Origin of the sequence: Paenibacillus sp., from assembly GCF_035645195.1 — a bacterium.
GTDB lineage: Bacteria > Bacillota > Bacilli > Paenibacillales > YIM-B00363 > Paenibacillus_AE.
Genome location: NZ_DASQNA010000007.1, coordinates 399,918 through 416,065 on the forward strand (window position 1 = coordinate 399,918; position 16,148 = coordinate 416,065).

Sequence of the window (16,148 nt, forward strand, 5' to 3'; positions counted from 1 at the left end):
TCGTCCCCCTTCCTTAGTCGAAATCGTATCGTTGCTCTTTCCACGGGTCGCCGTACATGTGATATCCGTTGCGCTCCCAAAAGCCCGGCTTATCCTTCGCCATCAGCTCGATGCCCCGAAGCCATTTCGCGCTTTTCCAGAAGTACAGGTGCGGCACGACCATGCGGACCGGAGCGCCGTGCTCGGGCGTGAGCGGCTCGCCGTTATGCTTCAGGCCGAAGAACGTCGTCTCGCGCATGAAATCCTCGAGCGGCAGGTTCGTCGTCCACCCGTGTTCGGCGTGCAGCATGACGTACTTCGCTTCCGGCTTCAGCTTGACCCGGTTCACCACTTCCGCGACCGGCACGCCTTCCCACACGTTATCGAGCTTGGACCACGTCGTGACGCAGTGAATGTCGTTGCCGAATTCGCGTCTCGGCAGCGCCATGAACTCGTCGTACGACAGCTCGAGCTCCTCTTCGACCAAGCCGAACACGCGAAGGTTCCATTCTTTGCTTACGTCCTTGTATCGCGCCACATCGCCGTAATGGAGCACCGGAAAGCCGGTCGTCAGCGTCTGCCCCGGCGGAATGCGGCCGCTCGTTGTCGCGTTCGATCGTGTAAATATCATCCGCGCTCTACCTCCATCTGCTGGATGACCCCATTATAACAAACCGTTCTCGGGGTTCCAAACGCCGATCAGACCAGCGCCGCCGCCGTCTGCTGGATCGTTCGCTGCATCGGCAGATGGTACGGACATTTCTCTTCGCACAGCGGCTTTTCCTTGCACGGCTCGTAATCGGCGCACGAGACGATTTTGCTTTTATGCTTCTCGTAGAACGCCTGACCGCGCGGCAGCAGCCCGAGCTCCCTGCGAATGACGCTCGAGATCATCATGTCCGGAATCGGAATTTCGATCGGGCAGGAGCAATAGTTGCAGCGACGGCAGTTGTGCTCCGACAGCTTCGCGGCGAGCGACTCCAGCTCGCTCCGCTCCTCCGCTTCGACCTCGGTTTCGAGCGCCTTCAGGTTTTGCTTCACCTCTTCGACGCTGACCATGCCGGAAATCATCGTATGTACGTCTTGGCTGTACGTGTAGCGCAGCGCTTTCTCGACCGGCTGCACGAAGCCGCCCGACAGCGGTTTCATGGCGACCTTGCCCATGCCTAGCCGATTCGCCGCAGGGATCAACTCGTTCAGCGCGAACGTCTGCACCAAGCTCAGATGGAACAGCACTTGGTCGAATTGGCCGGGCTCGATCCAGCACGCCAGCAAATCCGGGCGGTGCCCAGTGATGCCGATGAAGCGCACTTTGCCTTCGCGCTTCGCCTCGAGGGCGGCCTGGTAGGCGCCGTCTTCGGCCATCGCTAGTTTGAATTCCTGCGGTTTGTTGACGTAATGAATCTGGAGCAGGTCGACGTAATCCGTCTTCATGCGTTTCAGGCTTCGTTCGATCTCTTCCTTCGCCTTCGCGTATTCGCGCTGGTTCGTCTTCGTCGCGAGGAAATATTCGCCGCGGCGGTGGCTGATCGATTCGCCGATAATTTCTTCGCTGTTGCGGTACCCCGCAGCGGTGTCGATATAATTGATGCCGTGATCCAAGGCGTAGTTCAGCGCCTCTTTCGCTTGTTCCAGCGATACGTTCGGCAAGTTCATCGCGCCGAAACCGAGGGCGGAGACGGTGTGTCCCGTGCGGCCAAATACGTTGTAGCGCATGTCGACTTACTCCTCCTGCAGCGTATGATGGGTAAATTGAATGACGAACGTCGAACCTTTGCCGGGGAGGCTTTCCACCATCAGCGTGCCGCCATGGTTTTCGACGATGCGGCGGCAAGCGGTGAGACCGAGCCCCAATGCGCCGTCCTTCGTCGTGAAGAAGGGCACGAACAGCCGGGACAGCGTTTTCGGATCCATGCCGATGCCGTTGTCCCTGACGCGAATTTGGACGCCGTCTTCGGCGCGAACCGCCTCGATTTCGACCGAGCCGCCCGCGCCCCCGCGCAGCACCGCGTCGATGCCGTTGCGGATCAAATTGATCAGCGCTTGGCGGATCTGAAGGACGTCGACGTAGAGCGACAACGGCGCGGACGAGTTCCGGAACCGAACGTCGCAGCCGGCGGCGGCCGCCTCCTCCTCCAGCTCGGACATCGCCTGCTTGATGAGCTGCCCGGCCTCGACGGGCTTGCGCTGCGGCGCCGGCGGACGGGAACAATTCATGAATTGATTTAAAATGTCGTTGGCGCGGTTGATTTCGGACAAGACGATGTCGGCGTATTGCTCTTTGCCGATGTCCGAAAGCGACGGCCGCAGCAGCTGAACGAACCCCCGCACGGTCGTCAGCGGGTTGCGAATTTCGTGCGCGAAGCCGGCGGCGATATCTCCGATCAAGTCGACCTTGGCGGACAGCTCCGCGATGACGCGCAAGAAATCGAACTCCCGCCGGACGTCCGGCGCCGCGGTCCGCCCGCCGTTCGCGCGGCCGCGTCCGCCCTTCGCGCGGGTTTGCCGCTCAATGCAGACGACGTTCGCTCGGTCCGGCTCCGCCCCGCTCCATTCCGCGAATACTTGAAACGCCGCGATGGCGCCCCGCTTCGTGATCATGTGCAGCTCGACGGAGAACGGTTTCTCCTTCGGCAGCAGCAGGGCGCTCGCGTCGTTCAGGCTTTCCTCGGCGATCAGCTCGAGAAAGCTGTCCGTTTCCGCGAACATGTCCAACGCGCTGGCCGAGCACGACAATATTCGAAAAGTTCGGTCGATCGTATAAAACGGTACCGGCGAACGCTCGAACACTTGCATCGTTCTTTCTGCCCCCTTCGGGTGTGGCGGTAATACGAGCCCATACTACCTAACTGCCTTGCCGGATCACCGACGGCAAGACGTCGCGAAGAACATGCGCAGGAATGTCGGCATTCTACCGAATGCGGTTCCAAGAACGAAAACCGCGGCGGCGCGGGCGCGGCCCGCGATCGGACGAATCTATCGAACGACCTTTCTAATCTGTATTTTACCACAGCCGAATGCCTCGTGCGACGTTGCTCTCTTCGTTTACGACTTGTCTTTTTCGTTCCCGTTCCCTTGTTCCTTCTCCCGGCCCTCGGCTCCGTCCGAGGCGCCTCCCGAGCCGCGCGACTCGATGCTCGATCCCGATCCCGCGTTCGGCGCGGACTCGTTCTTTCCGTTTTCGCCCGAACCGGCGTCCTTCGCCTTCTCCGCTTTCCGCTCTTCCGCTTTCCCGTTCGCGGGGGCGCCGCCGGTCGACGCGTCCGAAGACGCCGAAGCGGACCCGGCTTCAGAGCCCGATCCGCTGGTCTTTTTCTCTTGCTCGCCGCTTTCCTTCGGCGTCTCCTTCTTCTCGTTCCCCGGCGGCTCGCCCGAACCGGAAGACGACTTGTCCTTGGCGGATCCGCCCGAAGACGACTCGGCGCCTTGGCCGCCTTGGCCGGACTCCGCTTTCTTGTCCCGGCCCTGGCCGCCCTGATCCTTGGCGTCGTTCTCTTTCTTGTCCTCGTTCTTGCCCCCGGCGGAACCGGAACCGCCGGAACCGTGCCCGGAGCCCTTCACGAGGTCGTCGCCGCTCTCCCCGCCGTCCGCTTCATCGTCGTCGCCAGACACGACATCGACGTCAACCTCAAGGTCGACATCGATGTCGTCGCCGGACTTATCGTCCGACGCTTCGGATGAGCTCGGTTTCTGCGGCGGTTTGCTTTGGTTTTTCCCGTGATTCGCTCCCCCGCTTTGGCCGTTGTTCCCGTTGCCTTTATTATCTTTGGCGGAGCCGTTTCCGTTTCCGTTTCCGTTTCCGTTCCCATTGCCGGCGCCGTTGGCGTTGCCGTTGTTCCCGGCGTTGCCGTTCCCTTCGCCTCCGCCGGCTTCGGTTTCGCCTTCGGGCGCTTTCCCGGCGTCCTCGTTCTTTTTGGATGCGTCGCGGTTTTCTTTGATCGCCTCTTTCGCCTGCTTGAGCAGCTCTTTCATCGTCTCCTTCGTGAACGTCGGATCCGATTCCAGCAGCCCCTGCTCCTGATATCGCTTCGCGATGTCGCGGATCGATTCGCCCTTCAGCTCTTCGGCGGATACGTCGACGCCCTTCGCCAGCGCCTTCAAGAGGAACGTCATTTTTCCGACGGACAGACCCTCCGACTGCGCTTCCTCCAGCACTTCCTTTGGCGCCGACCAGACGGTCACCCGGTACCGGTCCGCCGCCTCCGCATGATGCTCCTGCAGCACGCGAGTCACCTCGGACTGCACCTTCGTTTGGAGGCCGGCTTCGTCGACGTTCGCCGTTTCGTCGACGACGACGCTCGTGATGACGATGTCGGCTTCGTCCAGCTGCGCGAGCAGCTTCGTTTCGGCCGCTTCCATCACCTCCGCGACCGCCGTATCCAGCGGCTCGCCGATGAGCGTCAGCCCGTCGAGCAGCGCCTCCGCGTCCTCGTTGCGGGCCTCCGCTTCCACGACCGTCTGCTCCGCGTCGATGCCGAGCTCTACGCTCGGGTTGATGTCGATGGACACGTACGCGACGGGCTGCGCAGCGACCGGCGGTCCGCCTCCCGGCGCCATCGAGAACAGGAACGCGACGAGCAGCATGGCTGCGGCGGCCGTCGACGTCCATGCGTACAGCGCCCGCCTCGGCAGCCCTCTGCGGGCGGCGGGAAGCTCGATCTCCTCGCCGACGGCGAGCGGCCGTCCGCCCCGTTTGACGCGCACGAATGCGCCCGAATCCGTCAGCACGATCGCGTCCCGATCGCCGATTTCCATGACGACGCCTTTCCTCATGCTTCCCACCCCCTTGCCTCGCCGCTGCGTCCCGCAACGCCCGCCGAAGCGCTTGCCGGCGTCCGAGGCGTTACATAAGACTGCAGATGCGGATAATGTCCAAGATGAATCAACGCGACGGCGATAATGTATTTGCGCCCGCGTTCCAATGTTTTGCGAGAAACTTCGACACGTTCCGACAACTCTTTGAGAGGCAACGTCTTCTTGCTCGTGAGCGGCTCGAACAAGCTGCGGTCTCGGCTGATCGCGACGCCGATCGAAATGAGCGACCGCCGCGTATCTTCATGCTTGGGACTGCCTTCGACGAGATCCGCGAACGAAATGCCGTAGTCCGCGAGCTCCCGGTTGAGCGTCTCGATTTCGAGCTTGCGCTCTTCGTTGTCCCGGTCGAGCTGGAATCGGTCGACCGACGCGTCGACGTCGATCCGATCGAACGTCTCGCCCTCCTCGTCCTCGGTCAAGAAAGCGCTCTGCGGAATGTGAGACGCATGACGCTGCTCCTTGCGGACGAAATCGGTCAGCCTTCTGCGGATCACCGTCTCCGCGAAGCTGAGGAACGACCGCCCCGCCTTCGCGTCGAACGCGTCGATCGCTTCGTTGAAAGCGGACAGGGCGATGCTGTATTCGTCGTCGGATTCGGGGTCGACGTACCGTTTGCAGAAGCGGGCCGCTGTTTTGGCCACGTACGGCTGATAGCGGCTCAATACGTCCTCGCGCAGCGCGTCGTCGCCGGCTTGGATCGCGGCCACCTCGACCTCGATCGCTTCCCCGGACGCCTCGGCGGCCGGTTTGCGCCGTTTGGTCAGCCACTTCTGGATCAGCAGCAGGATCACCCGTTTCACCTCGGTTACTCATAATGTATTCGCGCGCGGCGCGCGGTTTGTGGGGGTCGCCCCCCTTGCGAACTTCCCCCAAGCAAAAAAGCGCCCCATATTCCTATGAGACGCTTTATCTCCCCGAATGGTTTCGGAGTCTCGTTTACCGATACCCGCCCGGCGTCTTTTTGCGGCGCAGTTTGTCTCTGCGGCCGCTCATGACGCGGAGCCGGTTTTTCAACTGATGTTCCCATTCGACGTCGTCGAGCGCCTTCGCCACCCGAAGCAAATCGAGCGCCATATCGATTTGATGCGTTACGAGCGCCAGCGGCTCTTCGTCTTCCTGGTTCACGCAATTTTCGAACAACGCGTCCGTCGCCGGCGCGTCGGAATAATCCTCGAAATCGACTTCGGTCGCGCCGTCGCCCTGCGCGTACTCGGCCAATATTTCAAACTCGTCCTCGACGAGGTGGTGCACTTCGATCCGGTGACATACCGGACAAAATAATATCGGAACATTGTGAATCTGCGTCCGAAGATGGCGAATGCTTCCCTTCGTGCCGATCATGCTCGCGCCGCAGCAAAAGCTCATCGTGATCCCTCCCGGTACGTACTTACGGATTACTTTTTCTTATTCGAGTTTCGCCGGCTCAATTCCTTTTTCTGCAGGACAAGCACTTTTTGACAAGCTGCAGCGTCCGCGCGAAGGCGGCTTTTCCGGTCTAATTCATTGTATTACCGCATATTTTAAAAGGCTACTATATACCGTGCGAAAGGGGTTTGGTACGCAATGGCTCACGTTGTCCCTTTGGACCACAAGCAGATCGCCTACGTCTCTTACGATCCGGAGGAACGCTCCCTTATCGTCACATACCACCGCGGCACTTCCGTCCGGCATCTCTCGATCGATATGGAACAATTCCAAACCGTGCTCAATTCGTGCAACAAAATCGACGCGCTTACGAAAGTTTTGTCCAGGCAGAAGAGTTCATGATGCGAACCGCGCCGTTTCGGGGTATACTGAAATGTAAAATATGGTATTCATAGAGAAACGACGACGATAGGAAGTGGTAGCGTGCCAAGGCATCTCGTAACCGGCAACGGCAAAATGCTCATCAATCTGGATCGGAACGGTTATATTCGTGACTTGTATTACCCTTATGTCGGACAATTAAACCATGTGAGCGGCTACCACTGCCGGGTCGGCGTTTGGGTCGCCGGCGAATTCGCCTGGCTCGCGGACGACGCGTGGCAGCGTACGCTCGATTACGAGGACGACTCGCTCGTGACGCGGCTCACCGCCTCGCACCCGAGGCTCGGGGTGACGCTGACGATCAACGACGGTGTGCACCAGCGAGAGGATATTTTCATCCGCCGCTTTACTGTCCGCAACGACGCCGATCATGAACGCGAAGTGCGGTTGTTCTTCCACCAAGACCTCGTCATCAACGAAACCGAAGTCGGCGACACCGCAGCCTACTACCCCGCGAACAACACGGTTTTCCATTACAAAAGGGATCACTACTTCATGTTCAACGGCTCCACCGGACAAGAAGGCATTTATCAATATACTACAGGCGTCAAGCGATTTCATCAAGCGGAAGGCACATGGAAAGACGCGGAAGACGGTCATCTCATGGGCAATCCGATCGCGCAGGGCTCCGTAGACAGCACGATTTCGTTCCGGCTGTTCGTGCAGCCGAACGACTCGCACACGATGTATTACTGGATGACCGCCGGACATACGCTCGACGAAGTGCGGAAGCTGAATACTTACGTTCGCGAAAGCGGCCCGGGCAACCTGCTCGACCGCACCAAAATTTACTGGCAGCGCTGGGTCAACAAGCAGTCGCGCGGCTTCGCCGATTTACGCGGCGACGTCGTGTCCATGTATAAGCAGAGCCTGCTGACCGTGCGGACGCAAATCGACGAGCGCGGCGCCATTATCGCGGCCAACGACACCGACATCTTGAACTACAACCGCGACCATTACAGCTATATGTGGCCGCGGGACGGTGCTCTCGTCGCCTACGCGATGTCGATGGCGGGCTATCAGGGCATGGTCGTGCCGTTCTTCCATTTTTGCGCGAAGGCGATTACGGAGGAAGGCTACCTCCACCATAAATACAACCCGGACGGCACCGTCGGCTCGTCGTGGCACCCGTACGTGCACAACGGCCAGCAGCAGCTGCCGATCCAGGAGGACGAAACGGCGCTCGTCCTGTTCGCCCTGTGGGCGGACTACGCCAAGCACGGCGTCATCGAGCTGCCGCAGTCGCTGTACCCGAGCCTCATCCGGAAGGCCGCCCGCTTCCTCTACTCGTACGTCGATCCGGAGCTGCAGCTTCCGAAGCCGAGCTACGACCTGTGGGAGGAACGGTACGGCATCTACACGTTCACGGCGTCGGCCGTGTACGGCGGTATGGTGGCGGCGGCGAACTTCGCGAGATTGTTCGGCGACGACGCGCGCTGCAGCCGGTACGAGCAGGCCGCTGAGCGGATTAAGAACGGCATCCTGACTCATCTGTGGGACGAGGAAGCCGGCCGCTTCGCACGCGGACTGCAGCTGAAGGACGGGCGCTGGGAGCGCGACATGACGCTGGAGAGCAGCATCTTCGGCATTTTCGAGTTCGGGGTGCTTCCGGCGACGGACGAGCGGGTCGTCCGAACGATGAAGCAAATCAAGGAAGGGCTGTCGATCAAAACGGAGGTCGGCGGCATCGCGAGATACCATCAAGACCATTACTTCCAGCGGTCGACCGACCTGGACGTCGTGCCGGGCAACCCGTGGATCATCTGCACCCTGTGGATGGCGGAGTTCGAGATCGAGACGGCGTCGTCGCTCGCCGATCTGGAGTCGCCGCGCCGGACGCTGGAGTGGGTCGTCGATCACGCGATGGAAAGCGGCGTCTTGTCCGAGCAGCTCGATCCGTTCGACGGCAGCCCGCTGTCGGTCGCCCCGCTCACGTGGTCGCACGCGACGTTCGTGCTGGCGGTGATCAAGTACTTGGATAAATACGAGCAGTTGAAACGCGCGTAAGCGCAAATACGCCTCGCCCAAGAACCTGTCGGAGGTTCGTCGGGCGAGGCTTTTTGTTGTGCTGCGCTCGGGTCTCGGGTATGCTTCGTGCTCGGCGGAGGGTGTGGCGGCGTTCAGTCGGGGGGCTGGTGATTACACCGATTCCCCCTAATCGTGGGTTTGTAAGGACCCGCCCGCTTACGACATCTCGCGTTGAATATCCGCGATGCGCTCCGCGTCGCCGCTGATGAGCAGCCGGTCGCCGAGCTTCACCTCGGTGTTGCCGTGCGGCACGACGAACGAATCGCCGCGGAAGATGCGCATGACGAGCGCGTCGCCGAGGAACGGCAGCTGGCGAAGCAGCATGCCGTCGTACGCCGGGTTGCGAAGCTCCGCCTCCTGGATCGAATCGTCGTGCTGCGTAATAAGCTGCACCGCGCTCGGATGCTCGATGACGGCCTTAAGCAGCGTCCTGGCCGCGTACAGCGAGGAGATCAGCTGCACGTCAGGCATTTCGACCGCTTCAAGGCTGCCGGGCGTTTCGACGCGGGCGACGACCCGCTCTACGCCCCGCTCTTTCGCCTCCCGGGCGAGCGCGAGGTTGACGTCGTCGTCCGCCGTGGCGAGCACGACGACGTCCTTGCCGAACAGCCCCGCCTCCGCAAGCGCGGCGGCGTCGAGCCGCTCCACCTCCCGCAGCGGGAAGCGCGTCGCCTTGGCATCCTTGCCCGCCTCCTCGGCGGCCGCCGTGAACAGCTCCACGTCGTACTGCTCCCGCTCCAAATCGAGCGAGACAGGCAGCGTAATGTGATTGGCCCCGACGATGCCGATCGCGGTCCGCTTCGCCTCCTGCCTCGGGAAAAACTTGCCGAAGACGATCGGCGAAATGAAGCAGCTCAGCACGGCGACGAGAATGAGCGCCCCCCGCATCCCTTCGTCGATGATGTGAAATTTGACCGCGACTTCCGCGGCCGCCACGACGAGGCTCAGATTCGCCGACAGCAGCACGCCGGCGCCGAACGCTTCGCGCCCGCCGAACCATTTTTTCAGGAGCAAGGACGGCACCATTTTCGCGGCGTAGAAGCTGAACAACAGCGCGGGCAGCAGCGCGAGCGCGGTCGCGTCGCCGAGCAGCGCGCCCAGATCGAGATTCGCGCCGACCATCACGAAGAAGATCGGGATGAGGAAGCCGTAGCCGAACGTCTCGAGCTTATGCACGAATTCCTTCTTCGGCATCATAAGCGACACGACCGCCCCGGCGAGGAACGCCCCGAGGATGAGCTCGACGCCGAGCGTCTCGGACAGCGCCACGAACAACAGGATGAGCGCGAACACCGCCCTCGTGCCGATCTGAATCGTGCCCGCCTTCAGCAGGTCGGTCCCTTTGCGCTCGAGCAGCCGGCGAATAATCCGGTAGGCGGCGTACACCAGCGCGAAAAACAGCGCCAGCTCCAGCAGATCCTGCATGTTTTGGGAGCGCAGGCTGATGTAGAACGCGAGCAGCAGCATCGCCGCCAAATCGAGCACGACGGTGACGAGCAGGATCGCTTGTCCGACGACCGTTTCCATCAGCCGCTTCTCTTTCAGCACCGGAACGACGATCCCGAGCGAGACGGCGGAAATGACGATCGTGAAAAAGATCGGCTCGGCGACGAGTCCCGCAGCCTGCAAGCCGAACGCCAGCAGACCCGCCGCGGCGAGCACCGCTCCCGACAGGGCGAGCCCGATGCGCAGCACGTTCGCGCCGCCGCGCTTCCGCTTGCCCGCGCCGATCACGGAGAAGTCGAGCTCCAAGCCGCTTAGAAACATAAGATAAATTAAGCCGAGAGCCGACAACAGCTCCAAGTACGGATCTTCCGCGATCCAGTTCAAGCCGCTTTTCCCGACGACGACGCCCGCAAGAATTTCCGCGACGATGACCGGAAGCACGCGAAGCCGCAGCCGATGCAGCGCCACCGGCACCAGGAAGGCGATGCCGACGACGATCATTAACGATGTAAGCGATGCGCCGTGTTCCAACGTATGTTTTCCTCCGTTTCTCTCCCAACAACGCAAAGGACGGGGGACTCATCCGGCCCTCCCGTCCCCCAGCGTTAGTCTCCGTAGGTTTCTATGTATTTCTCCGCCGTCCAGAGTTTCTCCAGTTCGCCGTCGTTCTCGATTTCCACGACGATCATCCATCCGTCCTCGTACGGCGACGCGTTGATGCGCTCGGGCGCGTCCGTCAGCGCCTCGTTCACCTTCACCACTTTGCCGGTCACCGGCGCGTACAGCTCCGACACCGTCTTCACGGATTCCACGCTGCCGAACGGCTGGCCGAGCGACACGGTCGCGCCGACCTTCGGCAGCTCGACGAACACGATGTCGCCCAGCTCCCCTTGCGCGAATTCCGTAATGCCGACGGTCGCCAGCTTGCCTTCGACGCTGACCCATTCATGCTCTTCGGTATACTTCAAATGCGCGGGTACGTTCATCATGATTCCCTCCTATAACGGCTTCGTTCCGACCAATTTGCGAATGCGCTGCTCCAGCAGCCCGAGCCCTTGCCCGCCGGTGTGGGCGTGCCTCAGCAAGCCGGCCTCGTCGAACAAGTAATACGCGGGCGTGCATGCGTTCCCGAACGCTCTCGCCAAGGCGCGCTCCGCGTCGATCGCGACCGGATGCGCGATGCCCCAAGCGTCCGCCGCCGCTTTCGCTGCAGCGGCGAAGCCGCCGGGCGCTTCGCCGTCCCGCGGCGCGCACACGCCGACGACGGCGAGCCCGTACGCGTCCCGCCACCGCCGCACGCGCGGCATCGCTTCCTTGCTGAGCTCGCAATCCGCGGCCCAGAAGTGCACGAGCAGCGGCGCGCCGATTCGGCGGGCGGGCTCCGCCGCCCCGTCCCGGTTCAACCAATCGCCGGCGCGGGAAAAATCGGGCAGCGCGCTGTACAATCGCATCGCCATTATGGTAACACTCTCCCTCTAGATTAGTCTACGTCCATTGTACAGAAAAAACTCCTTAGACGGCACGAGCGCAAAAAACGGCCGGGCGCAGGCGCCCGACCGTTCGTCACTAACCGTATATGCTTATTTCGCGATGGCGTTCACGATCAAATCGCCCATCGCCGTCGTGCCGATCGCCTTCGACTTGTCGACGGCGATGTCGCCCGTCCGGTGGCCGGCGTCGAGCACCGACTTGACGGCGTTCTCGATCGCTGTCGCCGCGTCCTCGTAGCCGAACGTGAGGCGGAACATGAGCGCGACGGAGAGAATCGTCGCGATCGGGTTCGCGATGCCCTGGCCGGCGATGTCCGGCGCGGAGCCATGCACCGGCTCGTACAGGCCGAAGCTGCCTTCGCCCATCGACGCGGAACTCAGCATGCCGATGGAGCCCGTCAGCATCGCCGCTTCGTCGGAGAGGATGTCGCCGAACATGTTCTCGGTGACGATGACGTCGAAGCTCGTCGGGCGGCGGAGCAGCTGCATCGCGCAGTTGTCGACGAGCACGTGCTCGAGCTCGACTTCCGGATAGTCGGCCGCGATGCGGACGACCGTCTCGCGCCACAGGCGGGACGACTCGAGCACGTTCGCCTTGTCGACGGAAGCCAATTTTTTGCGGCGCTTCAACGCGATTTCGAACGCTTGACGCGCGATGCGCTCCACTTCGGGCACGCTGTAGACGCACGTGTCTACCGCTTCTTCGCCGTTCGGTCCTTGGCGGCGGAACTTGTCGCCGAAGTAGATGCCGCCGGTCAGCTCGCGCACGACGATGAGGTCCGTGCCGCGAAGCACTTCTTCTTTAATCGTCGACGCTTCGATCAAGCAGTCGAACACGAACGCCGGGCGCAGGTTCGAGAATAGGCCGAGCGCCTTGCGGATGCCGAGCAGGCCCGTCTCCGGACGCAGCTCCTTCGGGTTGTTGTCCCATTTCGGGCCGCCGACGGCGCCGAGCAGCACCGCGTCCGCGCTTTTGCACAGCTGGAGCGTCTCTTCCGGGAGCGGCGTCCCCTTCTCGTCGATGGCGATGCCGCCGAACAAGCCGTGCTCGAACTCGAATTTGTAGCCGAACACTTCTTCCGTCTTGCGGATGACTTTGATCGCTTCCGCGACGACCTCCGGTCCGATGCCGTCGCCGGCGATGACCGCGATTTTTTTCGTCTCTGCCATGGTTCGCTTATTCCTCGTTTCTTTACTGAATAATATCGTTATTTCGGTTGTAACATACTTCCGCTTATTTGGGAAGAATATGAAACCTATCGTCGTTATAGGCAGCGCCTATGTCCGACGAGCCGCCCGCGGCATCGCGCCGCAAGCGGCCGCCGAAACCGAGTCACGCCCGGCGGTTCATGTTGTTGACCGCGCTGAACAGCGCCTTGACGGACGACGTCATAATGTCCGCGTCGACGCCGGACCCCCAGTGCACGACGCCGTTCGCATCAGTGACGCCGATGTAGGAAATCGCCTGCGCGCCGGAGCCGATTTCGAGCGCATGCTCCTTGTACACCAAGTTCGAGAACGAGATGCCGAGATTCGTCTGCAGCGCGTTGCTGATCGCGTCCAGACGGCCGTTCCCGTTCCCTTCGAGCTCCTTCGTCTCCCCGTCGATCCGCACCGTCACGATCGTGGAATAGTCGTCGCTGCCTTGGAAGCGGTAGCGCACGAACGAGATCGGCTCGTTCACGTTGACGAACGATTCCTGGAAGATCGCGAAAATTTCTTCCGCCATGAGCTCCTTTTGCAGCTTGTCGGACACGTCCTTGACCCGGTAGCCGAGGCTTTCCCGCATGCCCTGCGGCAGGTCGAGACCGTACTTCTGCTGCAGCACGTACGCAACGCCGCCTTTGCCGGATTGGCTGTTGATGCGGATGATGTCCCCTTCGTATTCGCGGCCGATATCATGCGGATCGATCGGCAGGTACGGCACGCTCCAGTGCGGCGGATTTTGCTCTTCGCGCCATTTCATGCCCTTCGCGATCGCGTCCTGGTGAGAGCCCGAGAACGCCGTGAAGACGAGCTCGCCGCCGTAAGGCTGGCGCTCGCCGACGCGCATTCTCGTCAGCCGTTCGTACACCTTCAGGATTTCAGGGAGGTTATGGAAATTCAGCTTCGGATCGACGCCGTGCGAGTACATGTTGAGCGCCAGCGTGACGATATCCACGTTGCCGGTGCGCTCGCCGTTGCCGAACAGCGTGCCCTCCACGCGCTGGCCCCCGGCCAGGATGCCGAGCTCCGCGTCCGCGACGCCCGTCCCCCGGTCGTTATGCGGATGGAGCGACACGATGACGCTGTCCCGATACTTCAAATTTTCGCTCATGAACTCGATCTGACTGGCGTACACATGCGGCATCGACATCTGCACCGTCGATGGCAGGTTGATGATCACCTTATTGTCCGGCGTCGGCTGCCATACGTCGAGCACTGCGTTGCAAATCTCGAGCGCGAAATCGACCTCCGTGCCCGTGAAGCTTTCCGGCGAATATTGGAACTGGAAATTCCCCTCGGTTTGTGCCGCGCATTCCAAGAACAGCTTCGCGCCATCCACCGCGATGTCGATGATCTCCTGCTTCGACTTCCGGAACACCTGCTCGCGCTGCGCCAAGGAAGTAGAGTTATACAGATGCACGATCGCCCGTTTCGCGCCGCGGAGCGATTCGAACGTTTTCCGAATGATATGGTCGCGGGACTGGGTCAGCACCTGAATCGTGACGTCGTCCGGAATCATATCGTTCTCGATCAACGTCCGCAGGAACGTGAATTCCGTCTCCGACGCGGCCGGAAACCCGACCTCGATCTCCTTGAATCCGATATCGACGAGCATTTGGAAGTATTCGAGCTTCTCCTCCAAGTTCATCGGCACGATGAGCGCCTGGTTGCCGTCCCGAAGGTCGACGCTGCACCAAATCGGCGCTGCATCGATATATTCTTTCTGCGCCCACTTCAGGCTCTGCCGCGGAGGCATAAAATAGCCTCTGGCGTACTTCTCCACGTTATTCATCCTGTTCGACCTCCCAATCCAAAATAAGAAAAACTTCTATCGAAGTACATACAAGGATGAGCGACCGCGGTTAAGTGGAAGTTTTTCTTGGTATAGAATTTACCCGTTCCGAAGTCAGCGAAACTTATAAATTCTATAACAATAAAAAAGTCTTCCGCCTCCTTGTACAAGGAGACGAAAGACTTGTCGTCTTACGCGGTACCACTCCAGTTCATACCCGTGAAGGATATGCACTCAACGGATCAGGACGACGCCGTCCTGCTTCCTCCTGTCATAACGGTCAGGCTCCGGCTCGGCTTACTGACGGAAAACCGCGTTCGGCGAGCGACTCCAAGGCGAGTTCGGACGATTCCCGCGGCTGCTTCGCACCGTTCAGCAGCTCTCTGAGCGCAAGAAACATCGTACTGATCCTTATCAACGTCTTTGCTTATGCAATTCATTGTACTTCACGGGATACCGCGAATTCAAGCCGTAAACCGAATTACTTCTTGATCCAAGCCATCATGTCGCGCAGCTGCGAGCCGACTTGCTCGATCGGATGAGCGGCTTCGTTGCGGCGCGTCGCCGTCATGAACGCCTTGTTGGACTGGTTCTCGAGGATGAAGTCGCGAGCGAAACGCCCCGTTTGGATGTCCTCGAGGACGCGCTTCATTTCCTTCTTCGTCTCTTCCGTCACGATGCGAGGACCCGTCACGTAGTCGCCGTACTCCGCCGTGTTGGAGATGGAGTCGCGCATCGTCGCGAGGCCGCCTTCATAGATCAGGTCGACGATCAGCTTCAGCTCGTGGAGGCACTCGAAGTACGCCATTTCCGGAGCGTAGCCCGCTTCCGTCAGCGTTTCGAAGCCGGCTTTGATCAGCGCGGATACGCCGCCGCAAAGCACTGCTTGCTCGCCGAACAGGTCGGTTTCCGTCTCTTCTTTGAACGTCGTTTCGATAACCCCTGCGCGCGTGCAGCCGATGCCGCGAGCGTAGGCGATGCCGATGTCGAACGCCTTGCCCGTCGCGTTCTGGTGAATCGCGATGAGGCCCGGTACGCCGAAACCTTCGACGTATACGCGGCGAACGAGGTGACCCGGCGACTTCGGAGCGACGAGCAATACGTCGACGTCGCTGCGCGGCTGGATTTGGCCGTAGTGAACGTTGAAGCCGTGCGCGAACAACAGCGCCGCGCCGCTCTTGATGTTCGGAGCGATTTCTTCGTTATATACTTTCGCTTGCGTCTCGTCCGGCATAAGGATCATGATGACGTCAGCTTGCGCAGCCGCTTCAGAAACTTCCATGACTTTGAAGCCGTCGTTTTCCGCTTTCGTCCACGACTTGCCGCGGCGAAGGCCGACGATCACGTTGATGCCGCTGTCGCGAAGGTTTTGGGAATGCGCGTGGCCCTGGGAGCCGTAACCAATGACCGCTACCGTTTTGCCGCTAAGGTTGCCAAGATCTGCGTCTTTGTCGTAGTACAATGTTACTGCCATTTCAATAACTTCCTCCTTGGAATAAACCATGTAATTTATTGAAGGACCTGGTTAAGGGTCGATTTCAAGCTAAGTATTTGGGTCGAAAAGGTTCCCGCGGACCGCAGCCTGC

The 16,148-nt window shown here is 60.7% G+C and carries 14 protein-coding genes and 1 other annotated feature; of the genes, 2 read left to right on the forward strand and 12 right to left on the reverse strand.

From position 1 onward, the window contains the following. Positions 1–13 precede the first annotated feature (13 nt). The 6 genes from VE009_RS03050 to VE009_RS03075 all read right to left on the reverse strand — a co-directional run bounded on the left by VE009_RS03050 (position 14) and on the right by VE009_RS03075 (position 6,159). Positions 14–610, reverse strand: a complete 597-nt coding sequence (locus VE009_RS03050; protein ID WP_325005916.1) for a sulfite oxidase-like oxidoreductase — start codon at positions 608–610, stop codon at positions 14–16. Between the two features lie 68 nt (positions 611–678). Continuing rightward, a complete protein-coding gene (locus VE009_RS03055; RefSeq protein WP_325005917.1) occupies positions 679–1,695 on the reverse strand; it encodes an aldo/keto reductase in 1,017 nt (338 codons plus the stop codon). 6 nt (positions 1,696–1,701) lie between these two features. Beyond that, a complete protein-coding gene (locus tag VE009_RS03060) occupies positions 1,702–2,775 on the reverse strand; it encodes an ATP-binding protein (RefSeq protein WP_325005918.1) in 1,074 nt (357 codons plus the stop codon). A 249-nt stretch (positions 2,776–3,024) separates the two neighbouring features. Next, positions 3,025–4,752, reverse strand: a complete 1,728-nt coding sequence (locus VE009_RS03065) for an anti-sigma-I factor RsgI family protein (protein WP_325005919.1) — start codon at positions 4,750–4,752, stop codon at positions 3,025–3,027. Then, a complete protein-coding gene (gene sigI, locus VE009_RS03070; RefSeq protein ID WP_325005920.1) occupies positions 4,749–5,594 on the reverse strand; it encodes an RNA polymerase sigma factor SigI in 846 nt (281 codons plus the stop codon). The genes VE009_RS03065 and sigI overlap by 4 nt, the downstream gene beginning before the upstream one ends. Positions 5,595–5,730: 136 nt before the next feature. Beyond that, complete coding sequence (locus VE009_RS03075) at positions 5,731–6,159, reverse strand: hypothetical protein (RefSeq protein ID WP_325005921.1); 429 nt, start codon at positions 6,157–6,159, stop codon at positions 5,731–5,733. Positions 6,160–6,357: 198 nt separating this feature from the next. Here VE009_RS03075 and VE009_RS03080 point away from each other — a divergent pair, with 198 nt between their 5' ends. Beyond that, the gene (locus VE009_RS03080; RefSeq protein ID WP_325005922.1) at positions 6,358–6,561 is read left to right on the forward strand and encodes a hypothetical protein; all 204 of its coding nucleotides are present in this window, start codon (positions 6,358–6,360) and stop codon (positions 6,559–6,561) included. 81 nt (positions 6,562–6,642) lie between these two features. Next, positions 6,643–8,607, forward strand: a complete 1,965-nt coding sequence (locus tag VE009_RS03085) for a glycoside hydrolase family 15 protein (protein ID WP_325005923.1) — start codon at positions 6,643–6,645, stop codon at positions 8,605–8,607. Between the two features lie 177 nt (positions 8,608–8,784). Here the strand turns inward: VE009_RS03085 and VE009_RS03090 are convergent, their stop codons facing one another. The 6 genes from VE009_RS03090 to ilvC all read right to left on the reverse strand — a co-directional run bounded on the left by VE009_RS03090 (position 8,785) and on the right by ilvC (position 16,036). Next, complete coding sequence (locus VE009_RS03090) at positions 8,785–10,605, reverse strand: cation:proton antiporter (protein WP_325005924.1); 1,821 nt, start codon at positions 10,603–10,605, stop codon at positions 8,785–8,787. 74 nt (positions 10,606–10,679) lie between these two features. After that, on the reverse strand, positions 10,680–11,060 hold the full coding sequence (gene gcvH / locus VE009_RS03095) for a glycine cleavage system protein GcvH (RefSeq protein WP_325005953.1): 381 nt from the start codon (positions 11,058–11,060) through the stop codon (positions 10,680–10,682). 12 nt (positions 11,061–11,072) lie between these two features. After that, positions 11,073–11,531, reverse strand: coding sequence for a redoxin family protein (locus VE009_RS03100; protein ID WP_325005925.1), 459 nt, complete (start codon positions 11,529–11,531; stop codon positions 11,073–11,075). A 123-nt stretch (positions 11,532–11,654) separates the two neighbouring features. Then, on the reverse strand, positions 11,655–12,734 hold the full coding sequence (gene leuB, locus VE009_RS03105) for a 3-isopropylmalate dehydrogenase (protein ID WP_325005926.1): 1,080 nt from the start codon (positions 12,732–12,734) through the stop codon (positions 11,655–11,657). Between the two features lie 163 nt (positions 12,735–12,897). After that, on the reverse strand, positions 12,898–14,562 hold the full coding sequence (gene leuA, locus VE009_RS03110) for a 2-isopropylmalate synthase (protein WP_325005927.1): 1,665 nt from the start codon (positions 14,560–14,562) through the stop codon (positions 12,898–12,900). Between the two features lie 167 nt (positions 14,563–14,729). Next, positions 14,730–14,989, reverse strand: a binding site (T-box leader). A 54-nt stretch (positions 14,990–15,043) separates the two neighbouring features. Continuing rightward, positions 15,044–16,036: a ketol-acid reductoisomerase gene (gene ilvC / locus VE009_RS03115; protein ID WP_325005928.1), complete on the reverse strand. Its 993-nt coding sequence runs from the start codon at positions 16,034–16,036 to the stop codon at positions 15,044–15,046. Positions 16,037–16,148 lie beyond the last annotated feature (112 nt).

What these genes read in the sequence shown, in the direction of transcription:
- VE009_RS03080 (WP_325005922.1), top strand. Translation starts at nt 6,358, where the DNA reads ATGGCTCACGTTGTCCCTTTGGACCACAAGCAGATCGCCTACGTCTCT.
- VE009_RS03065 (WP_325005919.1), bottom strand. Translation starts at nt 4,752, where the DNA reads ATGAGGAAAGGCGTCGTCATGGAAATCGGCGATCGGGACGCGATCGTG.
- leuA (WP_325005927.1), bottom strand. Translation starts at nt 14,562, where the DNA reads ATGAATAACGTGGAGAAGTACGCCAGAGGCTATTTTATGCCTCCGCGG.
- VE009_RS03055 (WP_325005917.1), bottom strand. Translation starts at nt 1,695, where the DNA reads ATGCGCTACAACGTATTTGGCCGCACGGGACACACCGTCTCCGCCCTC.
- VE009_RS03060 (WP_325005918.1), bottom strand. Translation starts at nt 2,775, where the DNA reads ATGCAAGTGTTCGAGCGTTCGCCGGTACCGTTTTATACGATCGACCGA.
- leuB (WP_325005926.1), bottom strand. Translation starts at nt 12,734, where the DNA reads ATGGCAGAGACGAAAAAAATCGCGGTCATCGCCGGCGACGGCATCGGA.
- VE009_RS03050 (WP_325005916.1), bottom strand. Translation starts at nt 610, where the DNA reads ATGATATTTACACGATCGAACGCGACAACGAGCGGCCGCATTCCGCCG.
- ilvC (WP_325005928.1), bottom strand. Translation starts at nt 16,036, where the DNA reads ATGGCAGTAACATTGTACTACGACAAAGACGCAGATCTTGGCAACCTT.
- gcvH (WP_325005953.1), bottom strand. Translation starts at nt 11,060, where the DNA reads ATGAACGTACCCGCGCATTTGAAGTATACCGAAGAGCATGAATGGGTC.
- VE009_RS03100 (WP_325005925.1), bottom strand. Translation starts at nt 11,531, where the DNA reads ATGGCGATGCGATTGTACAGCGCGCTGCCCGATTTTTCCCGCGCCGGC.
- VE009_RS03075 (WP_325005921.1), bottom strand. Translation starts at nt 6,159, where the DNA reads ATGAGCTTTTGCTGCGGCGCGAGCATGATCGGCACGAAGGGAAGCATT.